Raw genomic sequence first — 17285 nt, forward strand, 5'->3', positions numbered from 1 at the left:
GGCGCCCCGGCCCTCGCCTTTCGGCATCCGCTCCTAGCCGGAAGGCCGACGTCCTGGAGGCGGCCGCCTTTCTAGGTTCGGGGCATGACGGTCATGACTCCTCCCACCCGCGCCACCGAGCGGGCCCTCGCGCCGGACGTCGCGCGCGGCCTGATGCTGCTGCTCATCGCCCTGTCGAACACCGCCTTCCACCTGTGGCGGGCCGAGCACGGGCCCTCGGGGTGGCAGCCCGTGGACGGGTCGTGGCTCGACCACGTCGTGCAGTTCCTGATGATCATGACCCTGGACCTGCGGATCTACCCGCTGTTCGCGTTCCTCTTCGGGTACGGGATGACGCAGATGTATCTGCGCCAGACCGGGCACGGCACCAGCGGGCGCGCCGCCGTGGGCGTGCTGCGCAGGCGCAGCCTGTGGATGGTCGTCATCGGGCTCGCGCACTCCGCGCTGCTGATGGCGGGCGACATCATCGGCTTCTACGGCGTCCTGAGCCTCGTCCTCGGCTGGGTCTTCGTGCGCAGGAGCGACCGCGCCCTGAAGTGGTGGATCTGGATCGGCGTCGCGCAGACGCTCCTCCTCACCCTGGCACCGGTCGTCGCCGCGCTGCTGCGCGGAGAGCTGTGGTCGCTCGGGGACTCCGGGGCCGAACCCGGGTACCTCGCCTACGGGGCGGACGAGAACAGCTGGCCGGCCGCGGCCGGGACGCGGGTCACGACCGGCCTCTTCATCACCTTCGGCGCCTCCCTGCTGTCCCTGGTCGGCGGCGGGTACCTCGTCTTCCTGCTGGGGTTCTGGGCCGCGCGCCGACGGATCCTGGAGGAGCCGGGCCGCCATCTGCCGCTGCTGCGCCGCACCGCGGTGATCGGCGTCGCGGTGGGCTGGCTCGGCGCGCTGCCCGCGGCGCTCGCCCACGTCGGGGCGATCCGCGTACCGGACGACGCGCAGAGCGAGGGCGGCGCCCTGACGACGCTGCGGGACCTCACGGGCACCGCGGGCGGCATCGGCTACGTGGCCGCGATCGCGCTGTTCGTCGTGTGGTGGACGAACCGCTCCCCGCGCCCGGGCGCCACGGCCGTCGCGGCGGTCGCGGCCGTCGGCAAGCGGTCGATGTCCTGCTACCTCACCCACTCCCTCCTCTTCGCCCCGCTCCTCGCGGCCTGGGGCCTCGGCCTCGGCGCCCACCTGAGCAGCGCGACCATGGCCCTCGTCGCGACGGCCGTGTGGCTGGTGACCGTCGCGGGCGCCTACGCCCTGGAGCGGGCGGGGCGGCGGGGCCCCGCGGAGGCGCTGCTCCGGCGCCTCGCCTACGGCGCCCGCACGGCCGGGGCCCGCCCGGAGGCCGCGGGCTCGGGCACCCGGAAGGCGGACCCGGGCGACGGGGCCCGGAAGGCGGAGGCCGGGGCCAGCCTGCGCAGCCCCCGCTGAGCCTGGTCCCGCCAGTGCGGGGCGTCGGCCCGGCGCGCCAGGGACAGGGCCTGGCAGTAGTGCGTGACGGCGTCGTCCGCGCGCCCCAGGTGCTCGGCGATCTCCCCGAGGTACTGGGCGACCGGGCCGAGCGTGACCATCCCGGACCCGGCGCCCGCCAACTCGTCGGCGGCGGGCAGGAGTTCCTCGTACGCCGCCTCCGCGAGGTCGTCCTCGCCGAGCCGGACGGCGGCGAGCCCGGCGGCCGCGAGGCGCAGCTCGTACAGGAAGTCCCTGCGCATGGTGAGGAGTTCGGGCAGCAGCGCGCGGGCCCGCGCGCCGTGCCCGGCGGCGGCGAGGGTCAGCGCGTGGGTGGCGCCGCAGCCCGCGCCGCGCCCCCACGTCTCGTACTCGCGCAGCGACAGGTCCACGTGCTCGGCCAGACGCCCGTCCTGCTGGCGCAGACAGAACAGCGCGAGCCCGTACACGGCGTGCTCGGCGCCCCACAGGCCGAGCCCGCCGATCTCGTCGCGCGCGGCGGCGTAGCGCCGCCCGGCCTCGTCGTGCCGGTGGGCGACCGCCGGGCGCAGCGCCCCGTACAGGGTGGGGACGAGGCCGAGCGCCGGCATGCCGAGCCCGGCGGCGAGCCCGCGCACGGCCGCCGCCTGCTCGTCCGCCTCGCGGAACGCGGCCCGGGCGGCGTGCGCCTGGAGCAGCGCGGTCCGGGCCACCGCCTCGGCCGCGCCGAGGCCCGCGCCCCGGGCGACGGACAGCATCTCCTCGGCGACGCGGGCGCGGCGCGGCGCGAGCCCGGCGGCACCGTACGTCTGCAGGAGGCGGCTGTTCAGCGCGTGGACGAGCAGCCGTGGATCACCGGCGCGGCGGGCGAGGCGCTCGGCCTCGGCGGCCGCGCGCACCGCCCGCTCCCCGCCGAAGCCGTCGAGCTCACGGGCGAGGACGGCGTGCAGCCGGCACCGCAACGCGACCTCGGACTCCGGCAGTTCGGCCAGGAGGCGCTCCACGGCGCCGGTGACGCGCGGGTCGGGCCCGGTCGCGTAGTCGCGGTGGTACCAGAGGGTGGGCATGTCGTCGCACGCCACGAGGCGCGCGAGGGCGTCGGGGGCGCCGCCCGCGGGGAAGCGCTCCAGGGCGCTGACGCGCTGGGCCCGCGCGCCCTGGAAGTCCCCGGCGGACGTGAGGCTGCGGACCAGGCCGACGACGAGATCGGGGCCGTCGGGACCGGCCACCAGCGGGGCGGTGCCGAGGCGTTCGTGGACGACGAGCGCGCGCCGCCACAGCCGCGCGGCCTCCTGGTGGTCGCCGTCCCGCCGGGCGGCGGTGGCGGCGGCGTCCACGTGCCGCACGGCGCGGTCCACGTCGCGGGGGCCCGCGGACTCCAGGCGGTGGTGGGCGAGCGCGGCCAGGTCGTCCGGGCGCAGCCGCTCCACGGCGTCGGCGGCGGCGGCGTGCCAGTGGGTGCGGCGCAGCCGGGAGGTCTCCTGGTAGAGGGTGTCGCGGACGAGGGCGGAGGCGAAGCGGAGGCGGCCGGGCCCCGGTTCGCCGAGCAGGCCGGAGCCCAGGGCCTCCTCCAGGTGGGCGACGGCGGCGCCGCCCCGGCGGGCCGGGCCGCCCTCGTCGTCCGCCGCGCACATCTCCAGGAAGACATCGATGTCGAGGTCCGTTCCGGCGACGGCCGCGCGACGCAGCATGCCCTGCGCGCCGGGACTCAGCGCCCCGAGCCGATGCCGGATCACATCGGCCACACCGGGCGGGACCCGGGTCAGGGCGGCGTCCACGCCCTCGGCGCTGAGCAGCCGTGCCGTCTCCCGTACGAAGAAGGGGTTGCCGCCGGTGCGCTCCGTGAGGCGGCGGACGGTGTCCTCGTCGAGGTCCGGGGCGGGCTTCCCGGCGTGGGCCGCCAGCTCGCGCAGGACGGCGCCGACGGCGGTCGCGTCGAGGCCCTGGAGTTCCAGCCTGGCCGGTTCGCAGCGGGCGAGCGCGGCGAGGGTGTCGCGGGCCGCGTCGGTCAGCTCCTCCGTGCGGAAGGTGACCAGGAGCAGTACGGGGCTCTCCGCCAGGGCGGTGGGCAGTCGGCGCAGCAGCGTGAGGGTGTCGTCGTCGGCGTGGTGCAGGTCCTCCAGGACGACGGCGAGGGGGGTGCGGCGGGCGACGGCGGCGAGGTGCGCGGTGGCGGCGGTGTGCGTACGGAACCGGGTGGACTCGGCGTCGGCCCCGGCCACGGATCCGGCGGCGGGGTCGAGGAGCGGGGCGAGCGCGGGCGGGGCCGGGTGCCCGTCGGCGACGAGCGCGCGCAGGAGCTCCGCCCAGGGGTGCGCGGGCGGGGCGCCGGTCTCCTCCGGGCAGCGCCCCCGGGCTGCGGCCCAGCCGTGGGTGACGGTGAGCGCGTGGGCGGCCGTCTCGGCGAGGGCGGTCTTGCCCGTGCCGGGGGCGCCGCCCACGAGGGCCACGCGCAGCGCGCCGCGCTCGGCGGCGTGCCGGGCCTCTCGGGCGAGGCGCTCCAGGGCCTCGCCCCTGCCGGGCAGCTCGGCGGGGGTCTGGTCGACGACGGCCCGGGGCACCTCGGACCGCGCCCACCCCTCCCCGGACTCCCGGCTCCCCTCGAACAGGCCACGCCCCCCTCGCCCCGCGGGACCGCCGCCCGCGGCGGGAGCGACGGCCTGCGGCGAGACGACGTGCTCCACGGCCCCCGCCAGGCTTCCGCACTGGCGGAGGATGTCCTCCTCCAGGGTCCGCAGCGCGGGGCCGGGGTCGATGCCCAGTTCCTCCTTGAGGACGGCCCGGGCCGTGCGCAGGGCGGAGAGGGCGTCGGCCTGGCGGCCCGTGCGGTACAGGGCGAGGGCGAAGAGCCGCCAGCCCTCCTCGCGCAGCGGGTGGGCCCGGGTGTGGGCCTCCAGGTCGGCGACGACCCGGGCGGCCGCGCCGAGGGCGAGCTCCGCGTCGGCGAGGCGCTCGGCCGCAAGCAGCCGCAGCTCACTGAGCCGGGTCACCTCGGGCGCGGCCCAGGCCTCCGCCGCGAACTCCGCGTACGCGCCGCCCCGCCACAGCTCCAGGGCGGCGGTGAGCCGGTCCCTGGTCTCGGCGGCCCGGCCGGGCGCGGACGGCTCCGCGGCCCGGCGCACGAGGTCCTCGAAGCGCCAGGCGTCGACCGCCGCGAGGTCGAGGCGCAGCGCGTAGCCGGGCGGCGCGGTGACCAGGGTGCGGGGCGGGGTGCGGGTGGGGCGGCCGGGTTCGAGCGCCTTGCGGAGCGTGGAGACGAGGGTGCGCAGGGAGCCGAGCGCCCGCTCGGCGGGGGTGTCCCGCCACAGGTCGTCGATGAGCTGGTCGAGCGGCACGACCCGGCCGCGGGCCATGAGCAGCCGGGCCAGGACGGCCCGGTGGCGCGGGCCGCGCAGGTCGGCGCGGCGGCCGTCGTCCCACGCCTCCACCGCCCCCAGTACGCGCAGTTCCATCACAGCGTTCCCCCTTCGGCGCAGGGGGACGCGGCCGCGCCGGTCAACGCGGCGGGATGGTGTTCCCCCCAGGGCCGGTCCTCACCGCGCTCGTTCTCCCCCGAGCCCGGCGTGTCGGCCGCGGCGTCCATTGGACGCGGGCGCCTCACCCCGCGTCAATTCGCTGCCCATTCCCGGCGGGTCATGCTGTTTGCGCAGGCCAGGGGTTCAGGCGGCGCGGGTGGCCGGTTCGCGAGGGTGGCCGGCGTGGAGGTGCCGCTGCCACGGACCGCCGCCGCGGCCGGGCCGCCCCGCACGGCCCGGCCGCGGCGGAGTGGCTGGGCGGCGCGTGACCGCGCCTCCGTGCGTATCGTTGTACTGCGCGGCTGCCCGCACCCGGGGGCCGGGGAGGAGCCACGATGTCCGTCGTAGAGAACGACAGGATCGACATGGCCGACTACAACGCCGAGAGCCTGGACCAGTGGTTCGAGCTGATCGAGCGGATGGTCCCCGAGGGAATCAAGGCAGAGGTTGTCGAGGGGGCAGTCGCCATGGTGCCGCAGCGCAATGTGCACTGGCAGATCATCCGGAGGATCCTCTACGCACTGGACGACAGGTTCGGCCGTGATGCACTGGTGATGACGGATGTACGCATCGACTTCCCCGGCTACCAGAACGGTTTCTGCCCGGACGTGGCGAGGTTCCGCGACGGAGCGAAGCCGGACGCGGAAGGGCGCTGGTGCTACGAGGACGTGGAGTTCGTCGCGGAGGTCATCTCCCGGGGCACAGGGCGGAACGACTACGGCCCGAAGAAGACCACCTATGCCGACGCCGGTGTGCCCGTCTACCTCATCGCCGATCCGTACCAAGGCCGCTGCCACGTCTACACCAACCCCAAGAACGGCGAGTACCTGGCCGTCTCCAAGTCCGACTTCGGTGACGAGGTCGACCTGACAGGCACGGTCGTCGACCTCGTCCTCACCACCGCCGGCTTCCCCCGCGACTGACCCCCGGCTCCCCCGGCTCCCCCGGGCCTCTTGCTTCGAGCGCACTTCAAGCCGTTGGCTTGGACCCCATGAAGTACACGCAGCTGGGACGCACGGGGCTCAAGGTCAGCCGGCTCACGCTCGGGACCATGAACTTCGGGCCGCAGACGGACGAAGCCGACAGCCACGCCATCATGGACGCCGCGCTCAACGCGGGGATCAACTTCTTCGACACCGCCAACGTGTACGGCTGGGGTGAGAACAAGGGCCGCACCGAGGAGATCATCGGCAGCTGGTTCGCCCGGGGCGGCGGGCGGCGCGACAAGGTCGTGCTCGCCACGAAGGTGTACGCCAGCATGGCCGCCGACGGGGCCCCGCCCTGGCCCAACCACGACCTCCTCTCGGCCGTCAACATCCGCCGCTCCGTCGAGGCCTCGCTCCGCCGCCTCCAGACCGACCACATCGACGTCTACCAGTTCCACCACATCGACCGGAACACCCCGTTCGAGGAGATCTGGCAGGCCATCGACGTCCTCGTGCGGCAGGGCAAGATCCTGTACGCGGGGTCGAGCAACTTCCCCGGCTACAAGATCGCCCAGGCCAACGAGACCGCGCGCCGCCTCGGCAGCTACGGCCTCGTCAGCGAGCAGTGCCTGTACAACCTCGCGGAGCGGCGCGCCGAGATGGAGGTCGTCCCGGCCGCGCGGGAGTACGGCCTCGGCGTCATCCCCTGGTCGCCGCTGCACGGCGGTCTGCTCGGCGGCGTCCTGAAGAAGCAGGCCGACGGCGGGCGGCGGACCGAGGGCCGGGCCGCGGAGGCGCTGGCCGACGGGGCGGTGCGGGCGCGGATCCAGGCCTACGAGGACCTGCTCGACGAGCACGGCCTCGCGCCCGGCGAGGTGGCCCTGGCGTGGCTGCTCACCCGCCCCGGCGTCACCGGGCCGATCGTCGGGCCGCGCACGGCCGAGCAGCTCGCGTCGGCCCTCCGGGCGGTCGACCTCGACCTGACCGCGGAGCTCCGCGCGTCCCTCGACGACATCTTCCCGGGCCCGGGCCCGTCCCCGGAGGCGTTCGCCTGGTAGCACGGGGGCCGGTGCCGGGCCTCGGGGCTGGGGCTAAGCCCGGGCCCTGAGGCCCGGCTCACGGCCTGGCCCGGCATGGCCCGGCCCCGGCTCCGGCTCCGGCTGGCGCAGGAAGGCCTGAATCCCGTCCCGCCCGGTGCGACCCGGTGCGACCCGGCTCGCTCCACGCCCGTCGTACGCGGTACGCGGTACGCGCGTCGCCCGGCGGCGGGGGCAGCTACTTTCCGGCTGCCGCCGCCAGTGCCACCACGACGAACATCAACACGAGCACACCGGCCATGATCCGGTTCCTGGTCTTGGGATCCACGCCATCGAGCGTAACCGCCCCGGCGGATCCCCCACGGAGCGCCCCAGCCCCACCCCTCCCCGAACCAGGTGCTGCCGCCCCTGGCACCCCGCCCGCGAACCCCCGCGCTGACGCGCTCGTCCTCAAACGCCGGACGGGCTGAATCAGCCCCACCACAGCGCTGCTCCCCTCAACCGACGGGCCCCTCACCACCAACATCACCCCCAGCCGGAGAGGCCAAGACCCCACCCACCCGCCCCCTGGCAGCACAGATGGGGGCGGTGGGCAACGGCGGGAAAGCCGCCAGGTCGGGGCCCGGCCAGGCCGCCGGGGCAGCACGGGTGGGGGCGGTGGGGGAAAACCCGCCGCGGTAGCGGCGGGCGACGGCGGGGAAGCCGCCAGGTCGGGGTCCGGCCGGGTCGCCGGGGCGGCAACGGGTGGGGGCGGTGGGAGAGAACCCGCCGCGGTAGCGGTGGGGAGGGGCTCAGGTGCGGAGGGGCCAGGTGGACAGGGGCTCGTAGCGGGGGCGAGCCCCCTGCAGACCGGCCCGGGGCAAGTGGCTGCGGACGAGCACCAGCTCCCCCACCTCCCACTCCGCCCCCGAGAACCCCCCAAGGCCCTCCACGAACGGCCGCAGCCCCACCTCCCCCCGCCCCCGCGCCAGGGTGAGGTGGGGATGGAAGCCCCGCCCCGCGTCCACGCCGGGCCCGGCCCCGGCCCTGCGCCCCGCCGCGGACACCCGCTCCGCGAGCAGCCGCAGCGCGGCCGCCTCCCCGGCCACCCCCGCCCACAGCGCCCGGTCCCCGAACCGCCCGCCCCCGCGCAGCGCGAGCGCGAACGGCGCGGTGCGCCAGGCCGCCCGCCCGAGCCGCGCGCCGAGGTCGGCCACGACCGCGTCGTCGACCTCGCCGAGGAAGGCCAGCGTCAGATGCCACCCGGCACGCTCGGTCCAGCGCAGCGCCCCCGCGTCGGGCAGCCGCTTCAAGTCGTCCACGCGCCCGTCGAGTTCGGCCACCACGCGCTCCGGGGGCAGCACCGCCACGAAGAGTCTCATGCGGCTAGCCTGCCCTGATGGACAGCAACAGCACAGATCACACCGGCCCCATACGCGTACGCACGGGCGGCGCGGAGGACGTACCCGTGTTCCTCGGTCTGCTCGACAGCGCCGCCGAGTGGCTGGTGGCGCAGGGGTACACGAAGCAGTGGGGCACCGAGCCGCTGTCGGCGAATCCGCGGGTGGTGGAGTCCGTGGAGAAGTACCTCGCCACGGGCACGCCGTGGATCGCCGAGGTGGACGGGGTGCCCGCGGGCATGCTGATGCTCACCGACAGCCCCACCGGCTACGTGGCGCCGGTCGACGAGCCCGAGCGGTACGTGCACTACCTCGCCACCGCCGGGCGCTTCGCGGGCCTGGGCGTGGGCAGGACGCTGCTGGCCCGCGCCGCGGCCGAGACCCGCGCCCAGGGCGTGTCCCTGCTGCGGGTCGACTGCTACGCGGGCAACGGCGGCAGGCTCGTCGCGTACTACGAGAGCAACGGTTTCGTCCGTACGGAGACCTTCACGGCGAAGGACGGCACCTGGCCGGGCCAGGTCCTCGCCATGCGGGTCTGAGCAAGGCCCGGCCCCGGCCCCGTACGGGACCGGGGCTCCGGGGCCGGTTCACGCCGCCGGGGCGAGCGCCACCTCGCGCGGCACGAAGCGCACGTGCTGGCGGCCCCGGCGCAGATCCACCTGCAGGCGCAGGTTGGCCGCGCGCGCCAGGCCCAGGCCGACGCCGAGCGAGGCCAGGGCGACGACGAGCCCGCCGAGCGCGAAGCTCACGCGGACCCCGTAGGTGTCGGTGAGCCAGCCGAAGAGCGGCCCGCCGAAGGGGGTGCCGCCGACGAACACCATCATGAACAGGCTCATCACCCGGCCCCGCATCTCGGGGTCGGTGGCCATCTGCACCGAGGAGTTCGCGGTGACGTTGACGGTCAGGCCGATCGCGCCGACGGGGATGAGCAGCGCCGCGAAGACGTACGCGTTCGGCACGGCGGCCACGGCGATCAGGGCGGCGCCGAAGAGCCCCGCCGTGGCGGTGAGCATCCGCAGCCTGGACGTCCGGCGCCGGGCGGCGAGCAGCGCGCCGATCAGCGATCCGGCGGCCATCAGCGTGGTGAACGCCGCGTACATGCCGGAGCCGCCGTGGAAGACGTCGTCGGCGTACGCGCTCAGCCAGATCGGGAAGTTGAAGCCGAACGTGCCGATGAAACCGATCAGGACGATGGGCCAGATCAGCTCCGGGTGCGCGCGCACGTAGGTCAGGCCCTCGCGCAGCTGGCCCTTGCCGCGGCGCGGGGCGAGCGGGCTGCGGGTCAGTTCGCCGGTGCGCATGAGCAGCAGACCGGCGATCGGCGCGAGGAAGGACAGGCCGTTCGCCAGGAAGGCGTAGCCGGGTCCGACGGCGGCGGTCACGACGCCCGCGACGGCGGGGCCGACGAGGCGGGCGGACTGGAAGTTGGCCGAGTTCAGGCTGACGGCGTTGCGCACCTGGTCCGGGCCGACCAGCTCGGAGACGAAGGACTGGCGGGTGGGGTTGTCGACGACGGTGACGAGGCCGGTGAAGAAGGCCGTCACATAGACGTGCCAGACCTGGACGTGGCCCGTGAGGGTCATCGCGGCCAGGAACAGACCGCCGAGGCCCATGGCTCCCTGGGTGACGAAGAGCAGGTTCCGCTTGGCGAAGCGGTCGGCGATCACACCGCCGTACAGGCCGAAGAGCAGCATCGGCAGGAACTGCATGGCCGTCGTGATGCCGACGGCCGCGGAGGACCCGGTGAGGCTGAGGACCAGCCAGTCCTGGGTGATGCGGGCCATCCAGGTGCCGGTGTTCGACACGACGGCCCCGGCCGCGAAGAGCCGGTAGTTCCGGATCCGCAGCGAGCTGAACATGGAGGTCTTGGAGCGGACAGAGGGGTCGAGGGCGGTTGGTGCGGGGGCGGAGTCTGCTCCGGATCCCGTACTCAAAGGGGTTCGCCTCCTTTGGCGGTCCGGGCCCGCGCGGGGCCCTGAGGGGCACGGCCCCCGAGGGGGCCGTGCCGGTGGTCAGTCGGTCACAGGTGGGCCAGCTTCTCCAGCACGGGCGCGGCGTCGCGGAGCTTCGCCCACTCGTCGTCGTCGAGCTCCTCGGTGAGCCGCGCGAGCCACGCGTTCCGCTTTCTGCGGCTCTCCTCGAGCATGGTCTCGGCCTGCTCGGTCTGGGTGACCACCTTCTGGCGGCGGTCGTCGGGGTGCGGTTCGAGCCGCACCAGACCCTTGGCTTCGAGCAGCGCGACGATGCGGGTCATCGACGGCGGCTGCACGTGCTCCTTGCGGGCGAGCTCGCCCGGGGTGGCGTTGCCACAGCGGGCGAGGGTGCCGAGCACCGACATCTCGGTGGGGCTCAGCGACTCGTCGACCCGCTGGTGCTTGAGTCGACGGGAGAGGCGCATCACGGCGGAGCGCAGTGAGTTCACGGCGGCGGCGTCGTCGCCATGGGAGAGGTCCGGCATGGTCTTTAGAGTAACTCATTACTCAGGCTAAGTACCACCGCGTTTACGCGCACGGGAAGCGGGACCTGCCCAGGAACCGGAACACGGAACCCTTTCGTCACCCGAACGAGTGAGCCGGATTCGGAAAGTCACGCATCGCCCGTCCGGGGGCGGCGACCCTGGCGGGCATGGCATCGACAGTGCTCAGCCTGCGGATAGACAGTGAGCTGCTCGACCGGCTCCGGAAGCACGCCGCCAAAAGGGGAATGAGCGTCCAGGACTACGTGGTCCGGACGCTCATCCGTGATGACTTCGACGAACGGTTCAAGTCGTCCGTCGAGGAGACAGAGAGGTTCTACGCCTGAGGCCGCGCGCCGCGCCCGGGCTCGGGACCCGGACGCGGCGCGCGGCCTCAGGGGCCCGCGGGGCTCTAGGTGAGGTCGAGCGCGGGCATCAGGTAGTAGAAGGCGAACACGGCCGACACGACGTACATGGCCACCGGCACCTCCCGGCCGCGCCCCGCCGCGAGGCGCAGGACGGTGAAGGTGATGAAGCCCATGCCGATGCCGTTCGTGATCGAGTACGTGAACGGCATCATCAGCATCGTCACGAACGCCGGGATCGCGATCGTGTAGTCGCTCCAGTCGATCTGCCCGATCGAGCCCGACAGGATCAGGAAGCCGACCGCGAGCAGGGCGGGCGTCGCCGCCTGCGAGGGCACCATCGTGGCGAGCGGGGTGAGGAAGAGCGCCACGGTGAACAGGCCGCCGGTGACGACGTTGGCGAAGCCGGTGCGGGCACCCTCGCCGACGCCCGCCGTGGACTCCACGAAGCAGGTGGTGGCCGAGGAGGACGAGGCGCCGCCCGCCGCGACGGCGATGCCGTCGACGAACAGGACCTTGTTGATGCCGGGGAAGTCCCCCTTGTCGTCGGTGAGGTGGGCCTCGTCGCCGATGCCCATGATCGTGCCCATCGCGTCGAAGAAGCACGAGAGCAGCACGGTGAAGACGAACAGGACGCCGGTGAGGACGCCGACCTTCTCGAAGCCGCCGAACAGGCTGATCTCGCCGACGAGCCCGAAGTCCGGCGTCGCGACCGGGTTGCCGGGCCACTCGGGGGTCGTCAGGCCCCAGGAGGGCACGTCGGCGACCGCGTGGACGATCATGGCCACAGCCGTCATCACGACGATCGAGAGCAGGATCGCGCCCGGCACCTTGCGCACCAGGAGCGCGAGGGTGAGCAGCACGCCGAGGACGAAGACGAGCACCGGCCAGCCGTTGAGGTGGCCGTCGCCGCCGAGCTGGAGCGGCACGGTGGTGTGGGCGGCGTCCGGGATGCGCGAGACGAAGCCCGCGTCGACCAGGCCGATCAGCATGATGAACAGGCCGATGCCGATCGCGATGCCCTTGCGCAGGCCGAGCGGCACCGCGCTCATCACCCGCTCCCGCAGCCCGGTGGCGACGAGCAGCATCACCACGAAGCCCGCGAGCACCACCATGCCCATGGCGTCCGGCCAGGACATGCGGGGCGCGAGCTGGAGCGCCACCACGGTGTTCACGCCGAGCCCGGCCGCGAGCGCGATCGGGACGTTGCCGATGACGCCCATGAGCAGCGTGGTGAACGCGGCGGTGAGCACGGTGGCGGTGACCAGCTGCTTGTTGTCCAGCTGGTGGCCGTACATGTCCTTCGCGCTGCCCAGGATGATCGGGTTGAGCACGATGATGTACGCCATCGCGAAGAAGGTGGCGAAGCCGCCGCGCACTTCCCGCGCCAGGGTCGAGCCCCGCTCCGAGATCTTGAAGAACCCGTCGAGCCCGCCCTGCGGGGGATTCGGGGGCGGCTGCTTGGCGTCGACCGGAGCGGTGGCCGAGGGGGACATGCGGGACCTCATGACCTCTGTTGAACGGGATAAGCCGAGCTTGCACGAATTTGTATCTTCATACGAAAGCAACCGGCCATTAAGAAGCCGTTTCAGTATGAATACATGAGCGTGAAATGGCTATCTCCGCGCGTAGAGCCTTGGGGCACAAGGGGTCCCGGAGCGCGCTCAGGGCCGGTGGGGGCCCCGTCTAAGCTGAGGGCATGGCGAAGTGGACACCCAAGCACGAGGCGCCGGAGCCCCTGGAAGGGCCCGTCGTCGCCACCATCACCGGCGGCACGGCCATCTGGTTCGTCCTCTTCCTGGCCCAGCTGCCGTTCTACGGCTGGTTCGACGACCGCGACGCCACCTGGTGGGTGTGGACCTGCCTCGCGGGCGGCGGCCTCGGCCTGATCGGCATCTGGTACGTGCGGGGCCGCGAGGCGGCCATCAAGCGGGCGGAGGCCTCTCGTACCGCCGCAGTACGGGATGCGACCTGAGGGCAAACCCCCTCCTACCGTGGTCGGATCTTTCAGACATTCAAGGGGTGAAGCCCCTGATCCCCCCTTACCGTCGAAGGCATGACGCATATCGACGCGGGCGCCGAGCTCGATCCGGTCCACCCGGTGCCACCGCCGACAGGACGCGCCACCGGCCTCAGTGCCGCCGAGGTGGCCGAGCGGGTCGCCCGCGGCGAGGTCAACGACGTACCGGTCCGCAGCAGCCGCTCCACCGCCGAGATCGTCCGGGCCAACGTCTTCACGCGCTTCAACGCGATCATCGGCGTGCTCTGGGCGATCATGCTGTTCGTCGCGCCGATCCAGGACAGCCTCTTCGGCTTCGTGATCGTCGCGAACACCGGCATCGGCATCATCCAGGAGCTGCGCGCCAAGAAGACCCTCGACGGGCTCGCCGTCATAGGCGAGGCCAAGCCGACGGTCCGGCGCGACGGCGTGGCCGCCGAGATCTCCACCTCCGAGATCGTCCTCGGCGACCTGGTGGAGCTGGGCCCCGGCGACAAGATCGTCGTGGACGGCGAGACGGTCGAGTCCGACAGCCTCGAAGTCGACGAGTCCCTGCTGACCGGTGAGGCCGACCCGGTCCTGAAGAAGCCCGGCGACAAGCTGATGTCGGGCTCGTTCGTGGTCGCGGGCGGCGGCGCCTTCACCGCGACCAAGGTGGGCCGCGAGGCCTACGCCGCCCAGCTCGCCGAGGAGGCGAGCCGCTTCACCCTCGTCCACTCCGAGCTGCGCTCCGGCATCTCCACGATCCTCAAGTACGTGACGTGGCTGATGATCCCGACCTCGATCGGCCTGGTCATCTCCCAGCTCGTCGTCAAGGACGACAACTTCAAGGAGTCGATCGCGTACACGGTCGGCGGCATCGTCCCGATGATCCCCGAAGGCCTGGTCCTGCTCACCTCCGTGGCCTTCGCGATCGGCGTCATCCGCCTCGGCCGCCAGCAGTGCCTGGTGCAGGAGCTCCCGGCCATCGAGGGCCTCGCGCGCGTGGACACCGTCTGCCTCGACAAGACGGGCACGCTCACCGAGGGCGGCATGGACGTCACCGAGCTGCGCCCCCTGAACGGCTCGGACGAGACCTACGTACGCAAGGTCCTCGGCGCCCTCGGGGAGTCGGACCCGCGCCCGAACGCCTCCCTCCAGGCCATCATCGACGCCTACCCCGACAGCGAGGAGTGGCGCTGCACCGAGTCGCTGCCGTTCTCCTCCGCCCGCAAGTACAGCGGCGCCAGCTTCAGCGAGAGCGACGGCGAGAGCTCGACCTGGCTGCTCGGCGCGCCCGACGTGCTGCTTCCCGCCGGGGACCCGGCGCTCGACGAGGTCGAGGACCTCAACCACCAGGGCCTGCGCGTGCTGCTCCTCGCCCGCGCCGCGGGCGACCTGGACGCCCCCGACCTCGCCGCGGGGGCGCGCCCCACGGCCCTGGTCGTCCTGGAGCAGCGGCTGCGGCCCGACGCCGCCGACACCCTGCGCTACTTCGCCGAGCAGGACGTCCAGGCCAAGGTCATCTCCGGTGACAACGCGGTCTCCGTGGGCGCGGTCGCGGCCAAACTGGGCCTGCCCGGCGCCGAGAACACGGTGGACGCGCGGCAGCTGCCCAAGGAGGAGGCGGCGATGGCGCAGGAGCTCGACGCCAACTCCGTCTTCGGCCGCGTGACCCCGCAGCAGAAGCGGGACATGGTGGGCGCGCTCCAGTCCAAGGGCCACACGGTCGCCATGACGGGCGACGGCGTGAACGACGTCCTGGCCCTGAAGGACGCGGACATCGGCGTGTCCATGGGCTCGGGCTCGGAGGCGACGCGGGCGGTCGCCCAGATCGTGCTGCTCAACAACAGCTTCGCGACGCTGCCGTCAGTGGTGGCGGAGGGCCGCCGGGTCATCGGCAACATCACCCGTGTGGCCACGCTGTTCCTGGTGAAGACGGTCTACTCCGTCGTCATCGCCCTGCTGGTGGTCTGCTCCCAGGTGGAGTACCTGTTCCTGCCGCGCCACCTGACGCTCCTGTCCACCCTGACGATCGGCGTCCCGGCCTTCTTCCTGGCGCTCGCCCCCAACAAGGAGCGCGCCAAGCCGCACTTCGTCCGCAGAGTCATGCGCTACGCGCTGCCCGGCGGCATCATCGCGGCCCTCTCCACCTTCGCCACGTATCTGCTCGCCCGCCACCACTACGTGGGCGACGGGGCCCGCGAGGCCGAGACCAGCGCGGCCACGCTCACGCTCTTCCTGGTCTCGCTGTGGGTCCTGGCGATCATCGCCCGCCCGTACACCTGGTGGCGGATCTGCCTGGTGGCGGCCATGGGCCTGGGCTTCCTGCTGGTCCTGACCATCCCCTACCTCCAGGACTTCTTCGCCCTGAAGCTGGTCGGTACGACGATGCCGTGGGCGGCGGTCGCGATCGCGGCGGTCGCCTCGGCGGCGACGGAGTTCGCCTTCCGCTGGGTCGACCGCCGCTTCGCGGCGTGACCGCCTAGCGCACGTCGACGAAGTCCCCGGCCGACACCACGGCCGGGGACGAAGCCGACCCGCCGAACACATACCGGAAGGTCCCGTCCACGGACGCCTTCACGGTGGCCTTCAGCTGCCCCTTCGCCCCCGACTTCACGGTCTTGACCGTCGTGTAAGCACTCGCGCCCGCCGCCTTGAACTGGAGCTTCACCGGCTGCCCGGTGTAGCCCGCGTACGTCCGGGACTCCCAGTTCGCCCGCGTCAGGGCGCCGGACACGGTGATGGTCTCGCCCTTCCCCGTCGGCTCCGGGGAGGCGTCGGCCGTGAGCTTGGCGGCGCGCAGGACGCGGGCGGTCTTGTACTTCTCCTTGATGACGTGGTTCTCGGCCCGGCCCTTGCCGAGCAGGCCGGCCACCACGTTCCAGGTCCCCGCGGTGCTGTTCTTGAGGCCGCTCGGGTGGGCGACGGTGACGATCTTGCAGGTGGCCCGCTTCGCGTCGATCTTGGTGCAGCGGGGGTCCTTCGCCGGGCTCAGCATGCCGTCCAGGCGGCTCCAGTCGAGCTTCTTGCCGTACCACAGCGCGACGAAGCCGTCCTTGATGCCCTTCGGGTCGGTGCCCGTGACGGTCATCGTGATCTTCTTGTCGGACGTGCCGAGCACGATGTCCTTGCCGCCGTTGACGACGACCTTCGTGATCTTGGTGTGGCCCTTGTGCGTGTCGGCGGCCTGGGCGGCCGGGAGGGCGAGACCGGAGAGGACGACGGCGCCGGAGACGGCGGCCACGGTGGTGCGGATGCGCATGGGGTGGTTCCTCAGGAGTGCTGGTGGGGTACGGAGGCAGCGTCAGCGGACGTCGACGGCGTCGCCCGCGGAGGTGACGGCCGGGGTGGTCGACGTACCCGCGAAGACATAGCGGAAGGTGCCGTCGGCGGAAGCCTTCACGGTGGTCCTCAGGTTGCCCTTGGCGTCGGACTTCACCGTCTTGAGCGTCGAGTAGCCGCTCGCGCCCTTCTTCTTGAACTGGAGCCGCACGGGCTGCTGCGTGTAACCCGCGTACTTCCTGGTGTCCCAGTTGGCCCGGGTCAGGGCGCCCGCGACCGTGATCGTCTCGCCCTTCCGCACCGGCTCCGGCGAGGCGTTGACGGTGAGCCGCGCGGCACGCTTGAGGTGGATGCCCGTCTTGTACGCCGTGCGGATGACGTAGTCGTCGTCCGTGCCGCCCGCGGCGGCGAAGAGCTTCCAGCCGCCGCCCGCCATGTGGTTGGCGAGGCCGTTCTCGTCCCAGGAGGCCTTCGGGTTCACCGTGATGCTCACCGTGCAGGTCGCGCTGGTGGCGCTGAGCTTCTTGCACTTCTCGTCGGCGACCGGGGCGAGCACGCCGCTGAGGTTCTGGTCGTCGAACTTCCGGCCGTGCCACAGGAGACCGCCGCCGCCCGCGATGCCCTTGGCGTCGGTCGCGGTGACGGCGATGGTGAACTTCTTCTTGGCGGTGGTGCCGACCACGATGTCCTTGCCGCCGTTGACCACCGCCTTGGTGATCTTGGTGTCGCCCTTCTGCGCGTTCTTCGGCAGAGCGGTGACGTCCGGCCCCGCGGCCTGCGCGGCCGGAGCGAGAAGGGCGGACAGGGCCAGGGCGCCGGAGACGGCGGCCACGGTGGCACGGATGCGCATGTTCTCCCCTGAGGAAGGAAGGGGCCCCGTGGTGCCGCAGCCGTCACACGGGGACCGATCGATCTAGGAGTCTGTT

Annotated in this window: 13 protein-coding genes and 1 pseudogene; 7 read left to right on the top strand and 7 right to left on the bottom strand. The window is 73.0% G+C overall.

The features are described 5' to 3' along the window. Positions 1-84 precede the first annotated feature (84 nt). On the top strand, positions 85-1422 hold the full coding sequence (locus C9F11_RS48650; protein ID WP_138960358.1) for a DUF418 domain-containing protein: 1338 nt from the start codon (positions 85-87) through the stop codon (positions 1420-1422). A 2045-nt stretch (positions 1423-3467) separates the two neighbouring features. Here the strand turns inward: C9F11_RS48650 and C9F11_RS48655 are convergent. Beyond that, a pseudogene (locus C9F11_RS48655) lies at positions 3468-4871 on the bottom strand (BTAD domain-containing putative transcriptional regulator); the annotation flags it as partial. Positions 4872-5269: 398 nt separating this feature from the next. Between C9F11_RS48655 and C9F11_RS18610 the strand changes: the two are divergent. Beyond that, positions 5270-5857, top strand: a complete 588-nt coding sequence (locus C9F11_RS18610) for a Uma2 family endonuclease (protein ID WP_138960360.1) — start codon at positions 5270-5272, stop codon at positions 5855-5857. A 68-nt stretch (positions 5858-5925) separates the two neighbouring features. Further along, positions 5926-6918, top strand: coding sequence for an aldo/keto reductase (locus tag C9F11_RS18615; RefSeq protein ID WP_138960361.1), 993 nt, complete (start codon positions 5926-5928; stop codon positions 6916-6918). A 770-nt stretch (positions 6919-7688) separates the two neighbouring features. Here the strand turns inward: C9F11_RS18615 and thpR are convergent. Next, positions 7689-8258 (bottom strand): RNA 2',3'-cyclic phosphodiesterase, encoded by a 570-nt coding sequence (gene thpR, locus C9F11_RS18625; protein ID WP_138960363.1) that lies wholly within the window; start codon positions 8256-8258, stop codon positions 7689-7691. A gap of 17 nt (positions 8259-8275) precedes the next feature. On the opposite strand from thpR, the gene C9F11_RS18630 reads away from it, so the two are divergent. Next, positions 8276-8815, top strand: coding sequence for a GNAT family N-acetyltransferase (locus C9F11_RS18630; RefSeq protein ID WP_138960364.1), 540 nt, complete (start codon positions 8276-8278; stop codon positions 8813-8815). Between the two features lie 48 nt (positions 8816-8863). On the opposite strand, the gene C9F11_RS18635 is transcribed toward C9F11_RS18630, so the two are convergent. Beyond that, positions 8864-10210 carry an MFS transporter gene (locus C9F11_RS18635; RefSeq protein ID WP_138960365.1) on the bottom strand — a complete coding sequence of 449 codons (1347 nt, stop codon included), beginning with the start codon at positions 10208-10210 and terminating at the stop codon, positions 8864-8866. An 86-nt stretch (positions 10211-10296) separates the two neighbouring features. Beyond that, positions 10297-10734 (bottom strand): MarR family transcriptional regulator, encoded by a 438-nt coding sequence (locus C9F11_RS18640; RefSeq protein ID WP_138960366.1) that lies wholly within the window; start codon positions 10732-10734, stop codon positions 10297-10299. A 167-nt stretch (positions 10735-10901) separates the two neighbouring features. Between C9F11_RS18640 and C9F11_RS18645 the strand changes: the two genes are divergently transcribed. Then, positions 10902-11078 (top strand): ribbon-helix-helix protein, CopG family, encoded by a 177-nt coding sequence (locus C9F11_RS18645; RefSeq protein WP_138960367.1) that lies wholly within the window; start codon positions 10902-10904, stop codon positions 11076-11078. Positions 11079-11143: 65 nt separating this feature from the next. Here C9F11_RS18645 and C9F11_RS18650 read toward each other — a convergent pair whose 3' ends face one another. Beyond that, positions 11144-12592: an NCS2 family permease gene (locus C9F11_RS18650; RefSeq protein WP_138960368.1), complete on the bottom strand. Its 1449-nt coding sequence runs from the start codon at positions 12590-12592 to the stop codon at positions 11144-11146. 203 nt (positions 12593-12795) lie between these two features. Between C9F11_RS18650 and C9F11_RS18655 the strand changes: the two genes are divergently transcribed. Together C9F11_RS18655 and C9F11_RS18660 are read left to right on the top strand one after the other, a co-directional pair. Beyond that, positions 12796-13071 (top strand): DUF2530 domain-containing protein, encoded by a 276-nt coding sequence (locus tag C9F11_RS18655; RefSeq protein ID WP_138960369.1) that lies wholly within the window; start codon positions 12796-12798, stop codon positions 13069-13071. A gap of 81 nt (positions 13072-13152) precedes the next feature. Further along, positions 13153-15555, top strand: a complete 2403-nt coding sequence (locus tag C9F11_RS18660) for an HAD-IC family P-type ATPase (RefSeq protein ID WP_138960370.1) — start codon at positions 13153-13155, stop codon at positions 15553-15555. Between the two features lie 4 nt (positions 15556-15559). Here the strand turns inward: C9F11_RS18660 and C9F11_RS18665 are convergent, their stop codons facing one another. Both C9F11_RS18665 and C9F11_RS18670 read right to left on the bottom strand, forming a co-directional pair. Then, on the bottom strand, positions 15560-16339 hold the full coding sequence (locus tag C9F11_RS18665) for a calcium-binding protein (RefSeq protein ID WP_138960371.1): 780 nt from the start codon (positions 16337-16339) through the stop codon (positions 15560-15562). Between the two features lie 42 nt (positions 16340-16381). Next, positions 16382-17209: a calcium-binding protein gene (locus tag C9F11_RS18670; protein WP_138960372.1), complete on the bottom strand. Its 828-nt coding sequence runs from the start codon at positions 17207-17209 to the stop codon at positions 16382-16384. Positions 17210-17285 lie beyond the last annotated feature (76 nt).

Source organism: Streptomyces sp. YIM 121038 (assembly GCF_006088715.1).
Lineage (GTDB): Bacteria > Actinomycetota > Actinomycetes > Streptomycetales > Streptomycetaceae > Streptomyces.

What these genes read in the sequence shown, in the direction of transcription:
- C9F11_RS48650 (WP_138960358.1), top strand. Translation starts at nt 85, where the DNA reads ATGACGGTCATGACTCCTCCCACCCGCGCCACCGAGCGGGCCCTCGCG.
- C9F11_RS18610 (WP_138960360.1), top strand. Translation starts at nt 5,270, where the DNA reads ATGTCCGTCGTAGAGAACGACAGGATCGACATGGCCGACTACAACGCC.
- C9F11_RS18615 (WP_138960361.1), top strand. Translation starts at nt 5,926, where the DNA reads ATGAAGTACACGCAGCTGGGACGCACGGGGCTCAAGGTCAGCCGGCTC.
- thpR (WP_138960363.1), bottom strand. Translation starts at nt 8,258, where the DNA reads ATGAGACTCTTCGTGGCGGTGCTGCCCCCGGAGCGCGTGGTGGCCGAA.
- C9F11_RS18630 (WP_138960364.1), top strand. Translation starts at nt 8,276, where the DNA reads ATGGACAGCAACAGCACAGATCACACCGGCCCCATACGCGTACGCACG.
- C9F11_RS18640 (WP_138960366.1), bottom strand. Translation starts at nt 10,734, where the DNA reads ATGCCGGACCTCTCCCATGGCGACGACGCCGCCGCCGTGAACTCACTG.
- C9F11_RS18645 (WP_138960367.1), top strand. Translation starts at nt 10,902, where the DNA reads ATGGCATCGACAGTGCTCAGCCTGCGGATAGACAGTGAGCTGCTCGAC.
- C9F11_RS18650 (WP_138960368.1), bottom strand. Translation starts at nt 12,592, where the DNA reads ATGTCCCCCTCGGCCACCGCTCCGGTCGACGCCAAGCAGCCGCCCCCG.
- C9F11_RS18655 (WP_138960369.1), top strand. Translation starts at nt 12,796, where the DNA reads ATGGCGAAGTGGACACCCAAGCACGAGGCGCCGGAGCCCCTGGAAGGG.
- C9F11_RS18660 (WP_138960370.1), top strand. Translation starts at nt 13,153, where the DNA reads ATGACGCATATCGACGCGGGCGCCGAGCTCGATCCGGTCCACCCGGTG.
- C9F11_RS18665 (WP_138960371.1), bottom strand. Translation starts at nt 16,339, where the DNA reads ATGCGCATCCGCACCACCGTGGCCGCCGTCTCCGGCGCCGTCGTCCTC.
- C9F11_RS18670 (WP_138960372.1), bottom strand. Translation starts at nt 17,209, where the DNA reads ATGCGCATCCGTGCCACCGTGGCCGCCGTCTCCGGCGCCCTGGCCCTG.